Raw genomic sequence first — 19,068 nt, 5'->3', positions numbered from 1 at the left:
TTCCGGGAGGACATATCCCTCCGTAATGTCTTCATACAAGCTTAGAATACTTCATGTACGTCTCATAGAAATGTAGGTTTCCAAAAAACGTACTATATTTACTCCTAAAATCAAAATATAGTAATATACCCATATCATGATAAATATAAGGAGTGGAAACTATACTAAAAAGTAAGTCTGTGAGCATATTTATTATTGTTTGTTTTGTCCTTATCATGGGAGGTTGTAGCTTCATGTCTGATTCTCGAGAAGAAGCTCAAGCCATTAACAAGGCTATGAATGCAGGAGAAATGTATTTTAAAGAAAAATACGACCTCAACGTTGAATTTACACGTCACAAATTTAATCCGCCCGATCTTGGTCCGGACATTGGGCTTTATGGATATTTGAAAGGAGATACGGATACCGAGGTGTTTCTCCTCATTAACTATGAGACGCTTGAAGTCGTCACTGTGGGAGTTCCCAAAGAACTAATTAAAAGATAGGAGATAACTGAGCCATGTTCTTGAGGCTCTTTCTAATATTTAGCCAAGAGACCCCCTTCTTTGTTTCCAAAAAAGTCAAATATCCAAAAACAAAAGTATAGTCTTGCTAAGCTACTCTGCCTGTTAGTTGAACAAAAGCAGCTAATCACACCGTGTCAGTTGCTTTCAATGTCGTATTAAGCTAACTTTACCCGATACTTAAATCCTCGGTTGTTGAAACCACACTAATCATCCAACTTTCGATGTTGAATGATGTATTCGTTTCCATTCCATTATATCCCTGCTTGTTAGTTCAATATGCGACGGCAGCTGAGCTTAAGTCAACTACCGTTGTGCTGATTGAACATTCGTTACCCGTTAACATAATGGGCACTATTTTTTTATATCTTCATTAATCTTTTGTTTGTATAAAATTATGGCAAGAGGCAAATTAATCATTCCAAGAGTGAAAGAAGACACCATAGATATCCATTGAGGTATTGTAAGATAATAATTCGGTTTTCCATCTCCTACTGGTCCTACTTTGGGTTGGTAGCTATCCCACCATTCATATAAGAAACCAACAACAGGTGCTAGTATGCAAACTACACTTGCAGCGATATGTAACACATACCTATTCAACCCTAATCCCTCCGCTTCATCTATTTATGTCTAGAACCCTCTTTACATTATATGTAATCTAAAAGTTGGAAGTCGCACTAACCTGTACGTTTGATTAACATAAAGACAGCCGGCGCATTAGCCGGCTGCCTGCATGAATTATATGTTTCAAGCTAAGATCACGATTCCATAAGCTCTATTTTTTTAATCAGAGATGGACCCCCATCCACTTCTCCTACGAAGAAATAGACCCAGCTATTCAGGTAGGCCCTGGAACGTTTTCCCGCGTGTCAGTACCTGGCTCTGATCTGCCCAACGGATCTGAACTGAACGGGAAGTGAACAGATCTGGTCCGTCTGAGACTTGAAAATGCAGATGCGCTTCACTGGAGTTACCGGAATTACCAAGCTGCCCGATGAGATCTCCCTGCTTGACTTTATCCCCTGTCTTTACGGCTGCACTCCCCTCCTTGAGATGTGCGGTGATGCTGTATTCCCCATTTCCATGATCGATGACGACAACATTCCCTGCCGGCTCTTCAGCATTCATCTCGCCTGGCGTGTTATCCGGAATGTCATTTTTGACTTCAACAACCGTCCCATCTGCAGCTGCATAGAGCGGCTCACCAAAAGCATAATAGTTTTCATTCACAGCGGCCTCCCCTTGATAACTTGAATCTTCCTTTGTGCGAATAATGTCCAGTGCGTAACGCTGCGTTTCATGCGCATAATGATAATTGGACATCACATCATTTCCTCCCCAGAACACGAACCATTCCCCCTTCATAGGAAACTGAAATTCGGTCTTGGTAAATGCCTTGTCCGTCTCCTCATACGTTTCAAGTGGCTGGATTAACAGCCCGTCAATCTGATGATCTTCGGCAAAATAGGCCTGTATTCCTCTGGTCCCCGTCTGATCCTTCCAGGAATGCTCCATCAGGTTGTTCATTTTGACTTTCGTAACCTGTTCCCAGGAAGTGACTCCCTCTGTGAAGCTGTCCACAGACGTCTTAAACTCTTCCAGCGATATCGTTTCCTTGAGTTCCGGGCTCATTTGATTATAAATGTCCTCCTTCGAACCATTCATCAATGTATCTATGAAATGTTCAGGTGTAATCATCACATCCTCCTCTGCTGAGTTCGTCTCATCTTTATTGGTGTTTTCTGCGGCTGGCGACGCACTGGAAGTCTGTTCTGCTGACGGCCGTTCCCTCTGGTCAGATGATTCTGTAGTGCCGCAGGCAGACAAGAGCACACACGCACCAAGTGCTGCGGCAACCAGCTTCCAGCTCCTATGATTTCTCCAAAAGTCTTTTTGCACAGCATAACCTGCTTTCATCCGTTCCTTTTCAATGAACATTTTGGCTCGCTTCCTGCTTCCCTTATGAATTCTATTCACTTCCCTGCACCCCTTCTGTAGAACGATTTCTTCCCAATCCAGTGTACTAAACCAATCTTATCCTCCGTCTAACCTCCTCTTACGTCTATCATAACTTTGAGGCATGCTGCTGCTTCATAATTAAGATTCTGTTAAGGTTACCGGCACACTGCACCGCCCTTCTGAATGGTATGATAGATTAGATAAACCAACGCAGAAGATCATAGCCGACAACTAATGTATTCATAAAAATCAGGAGGATCTCTTACGTCATGGATAACGTTTCAATCCTGCTTGTTGATGATGAACAGGCGATTTTACATATGTTAAAAACGGTTTTGCTCAAGGAGCAATTCGTAGATATTGACACGGTCACCACAGGTGAAGAAGCGATTGCCGCTTGTGAAAAGAAAACCTATCACTGCATCGTGCTGGACGTCATGCTGCCAGGCAGAAGCGGGCTGGAAATTTGTCCTTTTCTGCGCCAATTGACCGATGCACCGATTCTCTTTTTAACTGCCAAAACAACTGATTATGACAAGTTGACCGGCTTCGCAATTGGGGGAGACGATTATGTTGTTAAACCGTTTAATCCACTTGAAGTGGTCGCACGAATGAAATCACTGCTGAAGCGGTATTTACCCAGACAGACAGAATCAGGTAGACAACTTCCGAATCATGACGTAAATACGTCACCATCTTCCCTGCAGGAAGGGATCTATGATTACGGACGCTTTCAGTTGAACGAGCACGCCGGTGAACTCAGAGTTGATGGTCAGCTGGTAGGCTGTCCCGCTCTGGTGTATCAGCTGCTGCTCTTTTTCTGCAAACATCCCAATCGCATCTTCACCAAATCCGAATTGTACGAGCGGGTATGGGAATCGGAAGCCATCCGTGACGACAATACGGTCATGGTTCATATTCACCGAATTCGCGAGCGTATTGAAGCCGATCCCTCCAGGCCTGAACTGCTGGTGAATGTCCGTGGATTGGGATATAAGCTCGTTCTGCCCGAGGAGGAGCCCCGAAGATGAGCATCCGTCGCAGATTGATGACACGGTTCATTGGCCTGCTTGCGGGTGCTGTAATTCTGATCCTGGTTCTCGGTGGAAGCATCGCATACTGGGTCATCCAACAGTTGAATGAAGCCAGCCTTGTTGAAGATTTTGCCTCTGTCGGACTCGAACAACTGATCAGTACCGCAGAGATTTTGCCGGACGGTACCGTTCAATATGATCCCGCGCTGCTAAAGCGTGTGGAGGAGAACAACGGCTGGCTGCAGGTTCTCGATGAGCAAGGCCGTGTGGTGGATGCCTTTCATACCCCTTCCGATGTCCCGAATCACTATAAACCCGGAGAACTTCTATCCTATTGGGAAGGAAAAAAGCCCTTTCCCTACCAGCTCTATTTACTCATAAGGGAAAGAAAGGGGATCAACTTCACCCTACTGTACGGGGAGAGCAATCAGGTGGTAACACTTTTGGATCAAGTCTACACCAGCGGAAGTTATGCCGACGGCAAGCTGGTACTGCCCACCGAGCAGCAGGATATCCTTCGCTCGGCGGATGCCTATCTTGAGATTTTGGATGAGCAGGGACATGTCCTTACTTCTTTCAACAAACCTGCAATGGGCACGCCGGACAGCTACAGCATTCAGGACCTGATTCTGCGCACACGATACCCCACCAGGTATGGAATAAACACGGTAACCCTTTATGATGAACAGGATCAATCGACCTGGATGCTGAGTGTTCCTCTTCCCAGCAGTCAAGCAGGCATGAACGAGAATCCCTTCGGTTTTATTTTTGGTCCTGCCCTGGCAGCCCTTTTGGTATCCATCATCATTCTGCTTGTGCTGCTTGCATTCTGGTATGCCAATCGCTTCGGTTATCCCATGTTGCATATGCTTCAATGGCTGCAGCGGCTTGAACATGGACACTACGAAGAACCGGCTGGCACCTGGGGCAAGCCACGCAGCCAGAAGCGTAACGGAAAATGGCGTCAAAAATATCGGGTATATGCGGAAGTGCTGCACTCTATCCAGTCGTTGTCGAGCACACTTAAACGTGATGAAGAACTCCGCAGACAGACCGACTCTCTGCGCGAGGAGTGGATTGCTGGAATAACTCATGATCTGAAGACACCTCTGTCATCCATCCAGGGATATGCACACATGCTGGAAGCTGAGAAATACAACTGGACATCCGAGGAAATACGAGAATTTGCGGGTATCATGCTGGATAAATCCATGTACATGGACCGGCTGGTGAACGACCTGTCCATGACATACCGTCTGCGCAGCGGTGGATACCAACCTCCTGTCGAGCAAACAGACGTAAATGCGCTACTTCAAGATCTTGTACATCGTGCCGAGCGTAACCCGGCTTATGGAGAAGGCCGTATTACATTCGAACCTGCCACAGTCGCGGTGCATGGTTATGTCCATATCCCGTCCTTCGAACGAATTGTCGATAATCTCACCGCCAACGCCCTGCTGCACAATCCACCAGAGACGAAGCTGACCGTTCGTGTTGAGCCAGGTGAGCAGGACGGCAATTTCATCATTCAATTTGCCGATGATGGCCGCGGAATGGATCAGGAGACGGTATGGAGGCTGTTCGAACGATACTATCGCGGCACGGATACGGCGACATCCGATGTTGGATCAGGCCTCGGCATGGCGGTAACCAAAGGGCTGATTGAGGCCATGAAAGGCCGAATCGACGTTCAATCCCATCTGGACCAGGGAACCACCATACGATTAATATTTGATCGTCATTCGGATAAAGCTAAATAAAACTCCGCTTGACCTTTTGATTTTCAGTCTATATAATCGACACTCAATAACACCTGTTCCAATATATTGATATGGATCTCAAGTTCATTTCAATTTAAATAACTTTGCATATTGGCGATGACCAGAGACATGATTTCGTTTGCGTGCTGCCCAGAGAGAGAAGGGATTGGTGAAACCTTCTTCAGCGAACGGAGCGGAATTACCCCTCTGCAGCCGTGACCTCGAACCTCAGCTTGGCGGACTTCCCATGGAAATACCGTCTGGTTGTCAGTAGAGTTCACCGCCTGATCCCCGATAACGGATCCCAATGAGGGTTATGATGTTTTCTGTTTTGCGGCGGCTGGCCGATGCAGGGGATATTCATAACCAAATTAGGGTGGAACCACGAGCTGAGCGCACTCGTCCCTTTTCCGGGACGGGTGTTTTTTGCGCTTCCATTTCAAACATTGGAGAGTGGTTTGCATGAGTAATCAACAAGGTAACCCTATTGAGATTCGCCTTCAAGGTGGAGCAGTTCGTTCGTACGAGGCAGGCATAAGTGTCGGAGAAGTCGCTTCGTCCATCAGTACTAGCTTGGGTAAACAGGCCATCGGAGGCATTATGGACGGTGTAAACGTTGATCTGGACATGAAGCTTGAACAGGACTGCGAACTCGTCATTGTTACACTGGACAGCGAGGAAGGACTGTATCGTTATCGTCATAGTACTGCGCATGTGCTCGCCCAGGCCCTTAAGCGTATCTACGGTGCGGAACAAGTCAAGCTGGGGATTGGCCCCGTCATTGAAGATGGCTTTTATTACGATGTGGATCTGGAGCATGCTTTGTCCATCAGTGATCTGGCTGCCATTGAGCGGGAAATGAACAAGATTGTGCAGGAAAATGAGAAGATCAGCCGCCGGATAGTTAGCCGTGAGGAAGCCCTTCGCTTGTTCGAAGAAATTCAGGATCCTTATAAGCTTGAGCTGATCCATGATTTGCCGCTGGATGCGGAGCTTTCGATCTATGATCAAGGGGAGTTTTTTGATCTGTGCCGTGGCCCACATCTTCCGTCCACTGGCCGGATCAAAGCCTTCAAGCTGCTCAATGTGGCAGGGGCCTACTGGCGGGGCGATTCGAACAACAAAATGCTTCAGCGAATCTACGGCACTGCCTTTCCAAGCAAAGCCCAGCTGGACGATCACCTGCACATGCTGGAGGAAGCCAAGAAGCGGGATCATCGCAGGCTCGGCAAAGAGCTGGGTCTGTTCATGTTCTCCGAGGAAGCGCCAGGGATGCCCTTCTATCTCCCGAAAGGCATGACGATCCGTACAGAGCTGGAGCAATTTTCACGCGAGCTGCAGCTGCAGGAAGGGTATCAGGAAGTTCGAACTCCGCTGATGATGAACAATCGTCTGTGGGAGCAATCCGGTCATTGGGAGCATTATAAGGACAATATGTATTTCTCAGAAGTGGATGACGCTACATTTGCTCTGAAGCCGATGAACTGCCCGGGGCATATGCTGATTTTCAAAAATGCACTTCATTCCTATCGCGAGCTTCCCATTCGCATGATGGAATTTGGCCAGGTTCACCGTCATGAATTCTCGGGTGCGCTGAACGGCATGATGCGGGTACGGACATTTTGTCAGGATGATGCCCATCTCTATGTCATGCCGGAACAGATTGAGGAAGAGATTAACCAGGCGATATCCCTGATCGGACGTATGTACGATATTTTTGGTTTCGAATACACAATTGAGCTATCCACTCGTCCTGAAGACTCCATGGGGTCGGAAGAGCTATGGGATCAGGCGGAACGCGCCCTGCAAAATGTACTGGATCGTCGCGGCGTGAAATACCGCATCAATGAAGGAGACGGAGCCTTTTATGGGCCGAAGATTGACTTCCATATTCTCGATGCACTGAAACGCAGCTGGCAGTGCGGAACAATTCAGCTTGATTTCCAAATGCCGGAGAAATTCGACCTCACTTATGTTGGCGAGGACAGCCTGAAACACCGTCCAGTCGTGATCCATCGCGCCATCTACGGCTCCATTGATCGCTTCATAGGCATTCTGACTGAGCATTATGCGGGTGCGTTTCCACTCTGGCTCGCTCCGGTTCAGGTGAAGCTGCTCCCGGTATCCGATCACTATGCGGATTATGCCATGCAGGTACAGAGTCAATTGCGAGCAGCAGGCATTCGGGTTGAAACAGATCTGCGCAGCGAGAAGCTGGGGTACAAAATTCGTGAAGCTCAGATGGAAAAAGTGCCTTACTCGCTCGTACTCGGGGAAAATGAGAAAAACGCCCTGTCTGCCTCTGTCCGCGCATACGGCCAGGGAGATCAAGGCGTTCAGAGCATTGAATCATTCATCCAGGAAATACACCAAGCTGTGCAAGCAAAAGCCTAAAATGTCTATCATAGCGAGTTAACGCAGATGATATAAGCAGACGAGTGTACTATGATCACCTTTGATCATTTACTGAGATGAAGAACCGATCCTGCACCTCAGCTTGGGCTCATCCCAATTTTTCATCAGGCTTTAGCCCAACCTGCTGTTCGCTCCATGTCCAGAAACGTTCAGTCACAGCATCATCGACAGCATGTGCTTTGAGCTTCTGCTCTTTCTTTTGATAAAAGTAACGTCCTGTAATTTCTGCTACTTCCGGGCTGGTGGCCAAATAAATCGCCGTTTGGGCCCCCTCCTCGGGAGACAGGAAAAAAGGGAGCTTACCGATAAAGGCCATGATGCGTGTACCAAAACCGGTATTACGATCCACGCCGATGCTTGTACCTACTGCACCCGGATGCAGACAATTCACCGTGACTCGGCTATTCGCCACTTTGCGGGACAGCGCACGGGTGAACAGTACGTTGGCCAGCTTGGACTGAGCATAGCTTTTAATCGGGTTATAGCCCTTCTGCAGATGCGGGTCGTCGAAGTGAATCTTGCCTGCTTTGTACGCACCGGATGAAACATTCACGACTCGTCCCTGCTCCGCAGCCTGCAAAGGCTGGATCAAGAGCAATGTGAGCAGAAAATGTCCCAGATGGTTAATTCCGATGCTCTGCTCAAAACCATCCGAGGTCTCCTGTCTTTTCAGCATGACTACGCCGGCATTATTCACCAAAACGTCAAGCGTACTGTAGCGTTCACGGAAGGAGCGGGCAAAATGGCGGATGCTCTGGGTGGAACCCAGATCACACAGGATTAGCTCAATCGCAGTAGAGCCTGACTCGCGCAGGGCCTCTTGCAGAGCCTGCTGTCCGCGCTTCTCGCTGCGGCAGGCCATAATCACCCTATAGCCTTGCCTTGCAAGTTGAATGGTGGTTGCGAGCCCCATGCCGGAATTTGCTCCGGTTACAATGGCTGTTTTCATGGACATCGGATACTTCCCTTCTGAACCCGGGTTCAATGATTGGATGAATGGACAGAATCCTGCCTTCCACGGAAAAGAGGCACTCCGAGTAACAATATGAGATAATGAAGTTATCACATCTTGGTTTCCATGGGAGGACAGGTATGCTGACCAAAGACGATTTTAAAAAAATCAAAAAAGAAGCAAAGCTTGAAATCGCGGCACTGGAACAAGAGTATCATCATATGGGACAGGAACTCGATTCACCGCAATGGGATCAGCGTAAACATCGAAGATATGCATCCCTTGTCATTGAATGCTGCTCCATTCTTGAACACATGTTAAAACAGCTGTATCAAAGCATCTATCAAAAAAAGTTTAATTCGACCGAGCTGATGAAAACTCCTGCTTACCGTGCAAGGTCCAATATGGAGATCATACAGGCCGAATTAAATAAACAACAGATCGCCCTGAAACCTGGGAAAGAAAACATGGAACATGCTCTTAGTCAGGTCTTCCAGGCGAGGAACAAGCTCATTCATGAGAACTTCTCCTTTGACTCCATCGTCAAGGAAGGCATGCGGGCTGAGGAAACCTTTGAAGCGATGCTGGATACGATCCAGAAGTACAGAAAACACTTAAAATATCTTCGTCCAGAATAAGCGCAAGCCATATCATCAAAAGGAGGTGGACCGGACTCGATCCGGAAACCTATGAATCATCAGACAACAGATTTAACTGTGTTGCATCTCAATATCCCTACACCTTCGGGAGACAGCCCAATCTACCCGGCCATGCTGCGCGATGAGGACGGCATCACTCTCGTGGACACAGGCATGATTGGCCAATTCGCCGGTCTGGAAGCCGCACTGAATAAGGAAGGTGTACAGCTGGCAGATGTTAAACGCATCATTTTGACCCATCAGGACATTGACCATATTGGTAATCTGGGCGCCCTGCTGGATGCAATACCCGGACTTGAGGTCTGGGCACATGCAGATGAGATTCCCTATATTAAAGGTGAAAAGCCATTGATCAAGTTCACGCCTGAACGTAGAGCCATGCTTCCCGCACCCGTGCTTGCCCAGGCCGATCAGCTTCTCTCCCAGCTGCCTGAGATCGAGATCAGCAGAATATTGGAAGATGGGGACATGCTGCCGCTTCAAGGAGGAATTCAGGTCATCCATACACCTGGACATACCCCGGGGCATATCTGCCTGTACTTCCGTGAATCGGAATTCCTGCTGGCTGCCGACGAACTGCGTGTCGTGGATGATGAGCTAGTGGGACCTGCACCACCTGCAACACCGGACATGCCTGAAGCGCTGAGAAGTTTGAAAAGACTGACCGGCCTTAAACTGAACAAAGTGCTCTGTTACCATGGCGGCGAATACACAAATGAACCAAGCGAGTATATCGCCAAACTTGCAGAAAGCGCAGATTAATTGGCAGTATCCAACTGCTATGTGCTTCCATATATATAACAATCAAGGGGCTGTCCCAAAGTCATGAACTTGACGGGACGCCCCTTTTTCTATTTTAACGAACAGGATCCGGGTTCTATTAGAAGCATGCTGAGCTCCACTTTTTGTAATGGAATCCCGATGCAGGCGCTTAACTCTCCGGTGTAAGCACAATGATGTGGTCGTCCCCATCCCTCGGAGTTCCTCGTCCGTCCCGATTGTTCGTCAGAATATATAACTTCCCGTCTTCTCCGGCAGTCACGTTACGAATGCGTCCCCACTCATCTTCAAAAATGGGCTCCACCTTCTCCACTTGTGTTCCATCCTCGGACAGGGTAATATGCAGCAATTGTTCGCCTCTCAGGTTAGCCGCAAGCAGTGAACCCGCCCACGGTCCTTCCTCTATAAAAGCCATACCCGATGGTGCCCATGTCTCGTCACCACTGTGAGCAAGCGGAGCCAGGTAGGTACCATTGTCATCCTCGTCGCCTTCAACTTCAGGCCAGCCATAGTTCTCCCCTGCTTCAATCCGGTTAATCTCATCGTAGTTACGCTGACCGTGCTCAGTAGCATAGAGGTACTTATCATCCGGATTCCATGCAAGACCCTGGGCATTCCGGTGTCCCATGCTGTATACAGGGGAATTCGGCCACGGGTTATCTTCAGGGATCGATCCATCGAGACCAATCCGCAATATTTTTCCACCCAAGCTATCCTTGTCCTGTGCCAGTTCCGGTTCATAACGTTCACCAGTTGTAATGTAGAGCATGTTGTCCGGACCAATCTTAATACGGCCTCCATTATGATTCGTTCCGCCAGGGATCTTACCCAGCAGCTCCTTGTCGATCACGGCTTGATCCCCATTTACCTTCAAACGCAATACCCGATTTGCGATCTCGTCTCCTTCAAGATAGGAATGGTAGGCGTACAGATAACCGTTATTCTCAAAGTCCGGATCTGCAGCCAGACCGAGCAAGCCCCCTTCTCCCTCTTCATTGAACGGAGCCTCAAACGCAATGAGTGGTTCGGTTTGTAATTCTCCATCCTTAATGACCCGTATGGTTCCAGGACGCTCCGTAACAAACATCCGTCCGTCTGGCACGCTTATTAGTTCCCATGGTGCGTTCAGTCCAGTGGCCAGAACCGAAGCCTGATACGGGATAACCGCATTCTCCTGTCCTTCTTCCCCGGTACTCGCCTTGTCATTGCCTCCATTTGCTGTCTCTCCCTGACCTGTGCCTTGACCTTGAGACACCTGCTGCGATTCTGTGGAAGGATCGCCTGAAGCACAGGCCGTCAGCAGTGCCATACTTAACAGCGAAGCGTATAGTGGAACACTTACTCGGTTATTCATCATCTCATCTCCTTCTATTAAATAGAGTGTATTTCGAATCTGCCAAATGCTGCTGCGATATGTTCAAGGATATTTATTCTCAGTATCTGTCCTCTATCGGAATTCTACCGATATCTGTATTTGTACTGGGTTCTAGGTCGTTATTTGTACCGTTATCGGTCAACCATTCTCAACGGCGTTTCGCCCTGTATTTACCCCTCTCTCTGTTCGCCTAAACGGGAAATTGACCATAATAAATAAAGCCCTTCAGTCACTTCCCTTTGGCATTTTTCAATATTCTTCTATAATAGAAGGATAGAATGAACTGAAAGGTGGAGCTATACACATATGAATCAAAGCCCTTTATCCCGTCTGGAAGCTGATCTGTCTGCGCAAGGATTGGACGCCATGCTGATTACAGATCCGAAACATATCTACTATTTAACTGGTTTTGCAAGCAACCCGCATGAACGTTTTCTCGGTCTTGTTCTCGCCCGTGGCGAGGAACCTTTACTGATTGTGCCTGCCCTGGATGCTGATGCTGCAGCAGCGGCCTCCTCCGTAACCAATATCGCAACTCATACGGATACCGATAATCCCTATGCATTGTTCGAACGTTATCAGGGACGTCTCAGCCGGATGGGCCTTGAAAAGGAATACGTCACCGTTGCGCGTTACGAGCAGCTGACCGCTGCCCTTGGTGCAGTCAACTTCGAGGATGTCGGTCCTCTGCTCCGCACACTGCGCGTCAAGAAGACACCGGACGAAGTAGCCCGCATCCGCCATGCCATTCATCTTATTGAAGAAACCCTGCGCCAGGGACTGTCTCATGTACGCACAGGCGTAACCGAGATTGAACTGGTAGCTGAAATGGAATATCAGATGAAAAAACTGGGTGCCGATGGTCCTTCCTTCGATACCATGGTGCTTACCGGACCCAAGACAGGTCTGCCGCATGGTACACCGGGTGAACGCAAACTGCAGCATGGCGACTTGCTGATGTTCGATATGGGCGTATACGCTGCAGGGTATGCATCTGATATTACGCGTACCTTTGCTTTTGGTGACATTTCTCCTGAACTGAAAACCATCTACAATACCGTGCTTGCCGCAAATGAAGCTGCCATTCGCGCAGTTAAGCCAGGCGTGGCCTGTGCCGATATCGACCGTGCAGCACGTCAGGTGACGGAAGATGCCGGATACGGCGAACGCTTCATGCACCGTGTGGGGCATGGTCTCGGAATTGATGTGCACGAGTATCCTTCCCTACATGGACAGAATATGGATCTTCTGCAGGAAGGCACCGTATTCACGATTGAACCAGGCATCTATACCCCTGCAGGCGGAGTACGAATTGAGGACGATGTTCTTGTCACAGATACCGGAGTTGAAGTGCTGACTTCCTATCCAAAAGAACTGCAGATCCTGACAGACTAACCTTTAAGATATGCAATTAAAAATAACCCGCGAAACCATATCCTTATGGCTTGCGGGTTATTCTCGTTTTAAGACTTGTTACGTTGCTAACAACCATACTCGAATGAATACGGATGTAGACGAGATCGGATTAGACTTCATCCTTGATTTTAAAATTACGTGCTGCATATAGAAACGGCGTACCTACCGCAGTTAACACGAATTTGATAATGTACGTTGTCAGGAAGATTTCGAGCCAGACATCCCATGGATAGATAAACGCAAATGCAATCGTGCAGAATACCAGCGTATCCACAAAGGAACTGACGATCGAGCTGCCGTTCGTACGAATCCACAACTGATTGCGTCCAGGTGCCACCTTGCGCAGCATACTGAACAGTCGCACATCCAGGAACTGGCTGATGAAATACGCTGTCAGACTTCCGAGTGCCAGACGTGGCAGCAGTCCGAACAAGGTTTTCATCGAATCTTGGGCAAAGTCCGTCGGTGCCGGTTCGAAGAATATGACCATCTGCATCAGTACTGTCGTCATGATTAGCGTGAAGAATCCGAACCATACGGCTTTCCGTGCTTCACCCGATCCATACTTCTCGTTGAGAAGGTCACTGGTCAGGTACATGCTGACATACATCGTATTGCCAAGCGTCAGTACAATCCCCATAATATCTATCGTTTTGGTCACCTGAATGTTGGCTATAACCGTAGCCACACCAATCCAGGCATACAGACCCTTTTTACCGAACAGTCGGTAACACAATAGGAAAAAACCATACGTTACGAGAACAAAAAGCGCTCCCCAACCCAAATTAAACATAAATACATACACTGCCTTCCTAGTTTTGATTACGCGGGATGGTTACGAACCGCGGTCTGGCCTGGGGCCAAAACATGAATACTCTATCACATTTCCGATCCATTGAACAGCACTAAATAACGACAATCTGCAATTATGTAAAAAAGCCGCCCTACGGGTAACCCGTAGAACGGCTAATCTTGGCTTATTGCTGCGCATAAGCCATCCAAGTTATGGAGTCCGGATTATACTTGAACAGCGGAATCCAGATCACGGCTTTGGTCATTGAATGTATCCTGGTCATTCTCTTTCAGAATTTTACTGGATACGAGACCTGCGGTCATCGAATCGTTCACGTTCAGTGCCGTACGACCCATGTCGATCAGCGGCTCAACCGAGATCAGCAGGCCTACCAGTGCAACCGGCAGATTCATCGTGGACAATACGATCAGGGAAGCGAAGGTTGCCCCGCCGCCTACACCGGCTACGCCGAAGGAACTGATCATGACCACCAGGATCAGGGTAATGATGAAGTCCCAGCTCATCGGATCGATCCCGACCGTAGGAGCAACCATGACCGCCAGCATGGCCGGATAGATCCCGGCACAGCCGTTTTGACCAATGGTCGCCCCGAAGCTTGCCGACAGGTTCGCAATCCCGTCCGATACGCCAAGCTTCTTCGTCTGTGTCTCCACGTTAAGCGGAATTGAAGCCGCACTTGAACGGGAAGTGAAGGCAAATACCAGCGTTGGCAGAACCTTCTTCACATACGTAATCGGATTGAAACCAAACAGTGCGATAATAATCAGGTGGATGATAAACATCACGAGTAAGGCAACGTAGGAAGCAATAACGAACTTGATCAGCTTCAGGATCTCTTCCGGATTCGTTGTCGCTGTTACTTTCGTGATGAGCGCCAGAATACCGTATGGCGTCAGCCTGAGCACCAAGGTTACAATCCGCATGACTACAGCATATACCGCATTGACCATGCCGCGGAACGTTTCCGCCTGCTGTGGCTTTTTGCGATCCAGTCCAAGTACAGCCACACCAATAAATGCCGAGAAGATAACGACAGCTAGGGTGGACGTTCGGCGTTCGCCGGTCATGTCTGCAAATGGATTCGAAGGAATGAATTCCAGCACCTGCTGCGGAATTGTCTGATCCTGTACATCAACGAGACGCTCCTCGACCTTCTGCACCTGTGCGAGCTCTCTGTCCCCGCCTTCGATCTCAATGGAAGTCAGGTTGAAGCTCAGACTTGTTACGATACTTACACTTGCCGCAATGGCAGTCGTTATAAGCAAAATCGCAATGATGGAAAAGCTCATTTTGCCGAGGTTTTGCTTGCCTTTCAAATTCATGATGGCCGAGATAATGGAAACCATGATCAGTGGAATCACGACCATCTGCAACAATCGAACATATCCTGAACCGACAAGGTTAAACCAGTCTACAGACTTGGTAACAATGTCAGAATTAGACGAGTATATCAGTTGAAGAATGACGCCATACACAACCCCGATTCCCAGACCCGCGAATACACGCTTGGTAAAGGAAATATGTTTCTTTTGCATCCAATACAGGACGCCTAGAAGAACGAGCATAATCACTACGTTCAGAATGACTAGAAAAGTATCCATCTTGTAAATCCTCCTCAGAATGTGCATACCGATTGAACGGTTTTTTTCTATTCGCTTTATGCGACATTGAACAATATATCATATATCAAACTATTCTGGTAGGTATTAATTGATATTATGTAATATGCATGTAATACATTCATGAATTTCTGAAAAAAAATCACCGTTTAATGAAAATTCTTCTATTCAACCTCCGGTTAATTTTGTAATATAGGTATATCCGCTTATTCCCAAGTTTTCTCAACGTGAAAATTAGGCCTTTTTTCGTTGGTATATAGTCTTACGATACGGAAAAGCGACAAATGTTAATGAACATGACGTGAAAGGATGATCCTATGTTTCGTAATCGTACGGTTGCCGGCAAAATTAGAGGCACACTGTTCCTCGTTCTACTGGTCGCTTCCCTGTTGTTTAGTATCAGTTTCTATGCTGTATCCATGAATATTATGCAGAGCTATGTGCTTCCACAGTTCGACAAGGTCCTGAACACGTCCATCCAGGATATATATAAGAACGTCTCCTCCTCCAAGATTTTGCAGGTGCAGAGTGGCGGTGCGGGTTCTGAAGGTGCCGCTCTGACGGTCGAATCCTATCTAGCTCAAAAAGCAAAAGAACATAACTTAGATGCAACCTACGTTGTATCCATCCAGGAAGGCAAAGCGACAGTCGTTATTGCTAACGCAGCCTCAGAAATGAAAGCCGGGGATGAAATCAGCGTGCAATCCGCGATGAATACGGCGACTGAGAGCAAAGAAATGGTCATCAGTGATGTTTATTCCGATTCCTTCGGCGTACATAAAGCAGCCTTTATTCCGATCGCAGGCAGCAACATGATCATGGCAGTAAGTATGGATGCCCAGTTCATTCAGGATAAAAACGTTCAGATCTTCTGGTTATGCCTGGGTATTACAGCACTCGTCTTCGTGCTCGGTTGGCTGATCTCTGCCAGCATGATCAAAAGAGTAACCAAACCGATCATCCAGCTTGTACAACACAGCAAACAGATTTCCCAAGGTGATCTGACCGCCGAGCTTCAAATCAAGGGCAAAGACGAAATTGCTCAGCTCGCCGCAAGCTTCCAAACGATGACCCACAATTTGAAGGAAATGATCAGCCGTGCACTGTCTACCTCCAATGAAGTGGTTCAAGGCTCCGATGATCTGTTAAGACGGGTTGAGTCCATGTCCGGTATGGTCAAAAACTCCAGCCGCTCTGCGGAAGACGCGGAGAAAGGCAGTGTGACCATTGCTTCAAGCGCTGCCGAGAATGCGAGAGCCATGGAAGAAATTACGCAGGGTATTATGCATATCGCTTCTTCTGCTGCTGAAGTATCGGAGCAGATTGGTGAAGCTGCAAATGAAGCCGTCAACGGTAACCGTCTCGCACAGGATGCTGTGCAGCAAATGGAACGTGTCGGCCAGACGGCAAACGAGTCACTGCGTTACGTGGAGACGATGAATGAACGTTCCGTAGCGATCGGCACGATTGTTACATCCATTTTTGAAATTACGAAACAGATCAACATGTTATCCCTTAATGCTTCCATTGAAGCAGCACGTGCCGGAGAGCATGGCCGGGGATTCGCTGTCGTAGCAGGTGAAGTCCGCAAGCTGGCGGAACAGTCCAAAACAGCCACGGAGGAAATCGCCGATTATCTCGGAACCATTCGCGAGGATGCGGAACGTTCGGTGAGTGCCATGAACCGGGTAACTCAGGAAATCGGGTCTGGTACCCATGTCGTTCAACAAGCGGGAACGGCCTTCCAGCAGCTGAACGAACTGATCCAGAACGTCAACCTGACCATCCAGACCGTCTCTGCTTCCACAGAGGAAGTCTCCGCAGGCGCAGAGGAAGTTAGTGCATCCGTTGAAGAGACAGCACAGATTACATCCAGATCACGCGAGAGCATGCAGCAGATTGCTTCAACCGCCGAGCATCAGCTCAGTGAGATGGATTCCCACTCGGGTACGGTTCGTCATCTGCATGAACAGGCCATGGAACTGCAGTCTGCGATGAAGAAATTCAAAATTAACTAAAATAACAATCCAGGTATAACATTAAACCATCATTCCCTTAGCTGAACCACAATTAAACCACAGACATGCAAATACCCCCATGTGTACCAGCAGCCCGTTTCCGGGTACTGTGAATACACATGGGGGTGTTTTTTATTAATAGGTTATAAATTGCTGATCATACACCAGCTTGCTATTCAATCATTAACAGTTGAAGCGGGATCTCGGTACTGGATTCCCATAATTTCATATACACGTTTCATGTCCAGGGCTGAGCGCAGAGACTCGGCCACCCGGTCGAATTCCATCTCCTTGCGTTCATGAGCACTATAGGTTTCCTGAAGCGGAGCGAGTCCTTTCCCTTGCCGAAGGCCGTTAAGCCAGGAGCGGCGGAACTGGTCACTTTCAAACAAACCATGCAAGTACGTTCCCCATACTTTGCCATCCGGGCTTCCCCAGCCTTCCTGAAAAGGCTGACCACCTGGATGTGCAATCTCAAACAGCGCAGTCACTTGCTTCGCATCATGGCATTCGGTCACGCCCATATGAATCTCGTACCCATTCACAGGCATGGAATCAACTGAATCTTGATCCCCATATAGACGAAGCGGATGCCGCTGCTGCACACGCCCCGAAGCTCTCACCGTCTGTTTATGTTCCAGAAAAGTGGTTGACAGCGGCAGCCATCCCAGACCCCGCGCCTCCTGAATCTGGTTCGCTTCCACTGCAAACGGATCTTTCAAATGCTGGCCCAGCATCTGATAACCACCGCATATGCCCACAAGCTGTACATGATCACGTTCGGTCTGACTCGCGATCGCTTGCTCGAGACCCGACTCTCTCAGGAATGCCAGATCACCAATCGTATCCTTCGTACCGGGAAGCAAAATCGCATCCGGCTGGCCCAGCTCTTCCGGGGCAGTCACATACCGTACATTGACATCCGGTTCACGGGACAGCGAGTCAAAGTCCGTAAAGTTGGAAATCCGCGGATAACGAATAACCGCAAGATCCAGCTCCCTTTTTCCTGATTTGCCATGACGCATGGAGTCCAGCACCACGGAATCCTCGGCTTCAATCTGAATATCTCTTATGTAAGGCAGTACGCCCAATACCGGAATGCCCGTCCGCTCTTCGAGCCAGTCGAGTCCAGGCTGCAGCAAGGACAGATCTCCCCGGAATTTGTTAATGATAAATCCTTTTACACGCTGGACCTCATGCGGCTCCAACAGCTCAAGTGTACCTACAATGGAAGCAAACACGCCTCCGCGATCAATGTCCGAGATAAGAATGACTGGCGAATCCGCCCAGCCTGCCAGATTCATATTGACAATGTCCCGATCCTTCAAGTTAATCTCGGCCGGACTGCCTGCACCTTCCATCAATACAATATCATAGGTTTCCCGCAGCCGATTCAGCGCTTCCATAACTGTCTGCTTCGCTTCCGGCAGGAAATGCTGACGATAGTCCGAAGCACTCATCTGGGCAAAAGGTACACCGTGCACAACGATCTGCGAGTGCATATCCCGCACGGGCTTGATCAATATCGGGTTCATATCCGTTGTTGCTTCAATGCCGCATGCTTCTGCCTGTGCTCCCTGCGCTCGGCCAATCTCCTTGCCATCTTCGGTTACATAGGAGTTGAGCGCCATATTTTGTGATTTAAACGGGGCCGGTCTGAAGCCATCCTGCTTGAATATCCGGCATAATGCCGTAGTAATAACACTCTTCCCCACATCCGATGCCGTACCTTGCAGCATCAATACCGCCGCTTGTCCTACA

16 protein-coding genes are annotated in these 19,068 nt (G+C 48.4%); 8 read left to right on the top strand and 8 right to left on the bottom strand.

Annotated elements, in window-relative coordinates; all coding sequences use genetic code 11:
- Nucleotides 1–233: 233 nt before the first annotated feature.
- Nucleotides 234–485 (top strand): hypothetical protein, encoded by a 252-nt coding sequence (locus MHB82_RS06900; protein ID WP_341174227.1) that lies wholly within the window; start codon nt 234–236, stop codon nt 483–485.
- Nucleotides 486–857: 372 nt separating this feature from the next.
- Here the strand turns inward: MHB82_RS06900 and MHB82_RS06895 are convergent, their stop codons facing one another.
- Both MHB82_RS06895 and MHB82_RS06890 read right to left on the bottom strand, forming a co-directional pair.
- Nucleotides 858–1,106, bottom strand: coding sequence for a hypothetical protein (locus MHB82_RS06895; RefSeq protein WP_095360576.1), 249 nt, complete (start codon nt 1,104–1,106; stop codon nt 858–860).
- 234 nt (nt 1,107–1,340) lie between these two features.
- Entirely contained in the window at nt 1,341–2,483 is a 1,143-nt protein-coding gene (locus MHB82_RS06890) for a M23 family metallopeptidase (RefSeq protein ID WP_341174226.1), read from the bottom strand.
- Between the two features lie 251 nt (nt 2,484–2,734).
- Here MHB82_RS06890 and MHB82_RS06885 point away from each other — a divergent pair, with 251 nt between their 5' ends.
- Together MHB82_RS06885 and MHB82_RS06880 are read left to right on the top strand one after the other, a co-directional pair.
- Nucleotides 2,735–3,496: a response regulator transcription factor gene (locus tag MHB82_RS06885; RefSeq protein ID WP_341174225.1), complete on the top strand. Its 762-nt coding sequence runs from the start codon at nt 2,735–2,737 to the stop codon at nt 3,494–3,496.
- Complete coding sequence (locus MHB82_RS06880) at nt 3,493–5,259, top strand: sensor histidine kinase (protein WP_341174224.1); 1,767 nt, start codon at nt 3,493–3,495, stop codon at nt 5,257–5,259. The genes MHB82_RS06885 and MHB82_RS06880 overlap by 4 nt, the downstream gene beginning before the upstream one ends.
- 89 nt (nt 5,260–5,348) lie before the next feature.
- Here MHB82_RS06880 and MHB82_RS06875 read toward each other — a convergent pair whose 3' ends face one another.
- Nucleotides 5,349–5,567, bottom strand: coding sequence for a hypothetical protein (locus MHB82_RS06875; RefSeq protein ID WP_341174223.1), 219 nt, complete (start codon nt 5,565–5,567; stop codon nt 5,349–5,351).
- 154 nt (nt 5,568–5,721) lie between these two features.
- Here MHB82_RS06875 and thrS point away from each other — a divergent pair, with 154 nt between their 5' ends.
- Complete coding sequence (gene thrS / locus MHB82_RS06870; RefSeq protein WP_341174222.1) at nt 5,722–7,653, top strand: threonine--tRNA ligase; 1,932 nt, start codon at nt 5,722–5,724, stop codon at nt 7,651–7,653.
- A 109-nt stretch (nt 7,654–7,762) separates the two neighbouring features.
- Here the strand turns inward: thrS and MHB82_RS06865 are convergent, their stop codons facing one another.
- Nucleotides 7,763–8,629 carry an SDR family oxidoreductase gene (locus MHB82_RS06865; protein WP_095360581.1) on the bottom strand — a complete coding sequence of 289 codons (867 nt, stop codon included), beginning with the start codon at nt 8,627–8,629 and terminating at the stop codon, nt 7,763–7,765.
- Between the two features lie 137 nt (nt 8,630–8,766).
- Here MHB82_RS06865 and MHB82_RS06860 point away from each other — a divergent pair, with 137 nt between their 5' ends.
- Complete coding sequence (locus MHB82_RS06860) at nt 8,767–9,264, top strand: hypothetical protein (protein WP_110821329.1); 498 nt, start codon at nt 8,767–8,769, stop codon at nt 9,262–9,264.
- 51 nt (nt 9,265–9,315) lie between these two features.
- Nucleotides 9,316–10,047 (top strand): MBL fold metallo-hydrolase, encoded by a 732-nt coding sequence (locus MHB82_RS06855; RefSeq protein WP_341174221.1) that lies wholly within the window; start codon nt 9,316–9,318, stop codon nt 10,045–10,047.
- Nucleotides 10,048–10,216: 169 nt separating this feature from the next.
- On the opposite strand, the gene MHB82_RS06850 is transcribed toward MHB82_RS06855, so the two are convergent.
- On the bottom strand, nt 10,217–11,419 hold the full coding sequence (locus MHB82_RS06850; protein ID WP_341174220.1) for a PQQ-dependent sugar dehydrogenase: 1,203 nt from the start codon (nt 11,417–11,419) through the stop codon (nt 10,217–10,219).
- Between the two features lie 327 nt (nt 11,420–11,746).
- Between MHB82_RS06850 and MHB82_RS06845 the strand changes: the two genes are divergently transcribed.
- Nucleotides 11,747–12,835 carry a M24 family metallopeptidase gene (locus MHB82_RS06845; protein ID WP_341174219.1) on the top strand — a complete coding sequence of 363 codons (1,089 nt, stop codon included), beginning with the start codon at nt 11,747–11,749 and terminating at the stop codon, nt 12,833–12,835.
- A gap of 130 nt (nt 12,836–12,965) precedes the next feature.
- Here the strand turns inward: MHB82_RS06845 and MHB82_RS06840 are convergent, their stop codons facing one another.
- Both MHB82_RS06840 and MHB82_RS06835 read right to left on the bottom strand, forming a co-directional pair.
- Complete coding sequence (locus MHB82_RS06840) at nt 12,966–13,649, bottom strand: queuosine precursor transporter (protein WP_110821333.1); 684 nt, start codon at nt 13,647–13,649, stop codon at nt 12,966–12,968.
- A 224-nt stretch (nt 13,650–13,873) separates the two neighbouring features.
- Nucleotides 13,874–15,271 carry an L-cystine transporter gene (locus tag MHB82_RS06835; RefSeq protein WP_341174218.1) on the bottom strand — a complete coding sequence of 466 codons (1,398 nt, stop codon included), beginning with the start codon at nt 15,269–15,271 and terminating at the stop codon, nt 13,874–13,876.
- A gap of 335 nt (nt 15,272–15,606) precedes the next feature.
- Here MHB82_RS06835 and MHB82_RS06830 point away from each other — a divergent pair, with 335 nt between their 5' ends.
- On the top strand, nt 15,607–17,307 hold the full coding sequence (locus tag MHB82_RS06830) for a methyl-accepting chemotaxis protein (RefSeq protein WP_110821334.1): 1,701 nt from the start codon (nt 15,607–15,609) through the stop codon (nt 17,305–17,307).
- 176 nt (nt 17,308–17,483) lie between these two features.
- Here MHB82_RS06830 and MHB82_RS06825 read toward each other — a convergent pair whose 3' ends face one another.
- Nucleotides 17,484–19,046 (bottom strand): cobyric acid synthase, encoded by a 1,563-nt coding sequence (locus MHB82_RS06825; protein WP_110821583.1) that lies wholly within the window; start codon nt 19,044–19,046, stop codon nt 17,484–17,486.
- Nucleotides 19,047–19,068: the final 22 nt, after the last annotated feature.

It is taken from the genome of Paenibacillus sp. FSL K6-2862 (genome assembly GCF_038005125.1).
GTDB classification, from domain to species: domain Bacteria; phylum Bacillota; class Bacilli; order Paenibacillales; family Paenibacillaceae; genus Paenibacillus; species Paenibacillus illinoisensis_A.
This window is presented reverse-complemented; position numbering and strand designations above follow the sequence as displayed.

Excerpts from the sequence above, each read along its gene's own strand:
- MHB82_RS06900 (WP_341174227.1), top strand. The coding sequence starts at position 234 with ATGTCTGATTCTCGAGAAGAAGCTCAAGCCATTAACAAGGCTATGAAT.
- MHB82_RS06885 (WP_341174225.1), top strand. The coding sequence starts at position 2,735 with ATGGATAACGTTTCAATCCTGCTTGTTGATGATGAACAGGCGATTTTA.
- MHB82_RS06880 (WP_341174224.1), top strand. The coding sequence starts at position 3,493 with ATGAGCATCCGTCGCAGATTGATGACACGGTTCATTGGCCTGCTTGCG.
- thrS (WP_341174222.1), top strand. The coding sequence starts at position 5,722 with ATGAGTAATCAACAAGGTAACCCTATTGAGATTCGCCTTCAAGGTGGA.
- MHB82_RS06865 (WP_095360581.1), bottom strand. The coding sequence starts at position 8,629 with ATGTCCATGAAAACAGCCATTGTAACCGGAGCAAATTCCGGCATGGGG.
- MHB82_RS06860 (WP_110821329.1), top strand. The coding sequence starts at position 8,767 with ATGCTGACCAAAGACGATTTTAAAAAAATCAAAAAAGAAGCAAAGCTT.
- MHB82_RS06855 (WP_341174221.1), top strand. The coding sequence starts at position 9,316 with ATGAATCATCAGACAACAGATTTAACTGTGTTGCATCTCAATATCCCT.
- MHB82_RS06850 (WP_341174220.1), bottom strand. The coding sequence starts at position 11,419 with ATGAATAACCGAGTAAGTGTTCCACTATACGCTTCGCTGTTAAGTATG.
- MHB82_RS06845 (WP_341174219.1), top strand. The coding sequence starts at position 11,747 with ATGAATCAAAGCCCTTTATCCCGTCTGGAAGCTGATCTGTCTGCGCAA.
- MHB82_RS06840 (WP_110821333.1), bottom strand. The coding sequence starts at position 13,649 with ATGTTTAATTTGGGTTGGGGAGCGCTTTTTGTTCTCGTAACGTATGGT.
- MHB82_RS06835 (WP_341174218.1), bottom strand. The coding sequence starts at position 15,271 with ATGGATACTTTTCTAGTCATTCTGAACGTAGTGATTATGCTCGTTCTT.
- MHB82_RS06830 (WP_110821334.1), top strand. The coding sequence starts at position 15,607 with ATGTTTCGTAATCGTACGGTTGCCGGCAAAATTAGAGGCACACTGTTC.
- MHB82_RS06825 (WP_110821583.1), bottom strand. The coding sequence starts at position 19,046 with ATGCTGCAAGGTACGGCATCGGATGTGGGGAAGAGTGTTATTACTACG.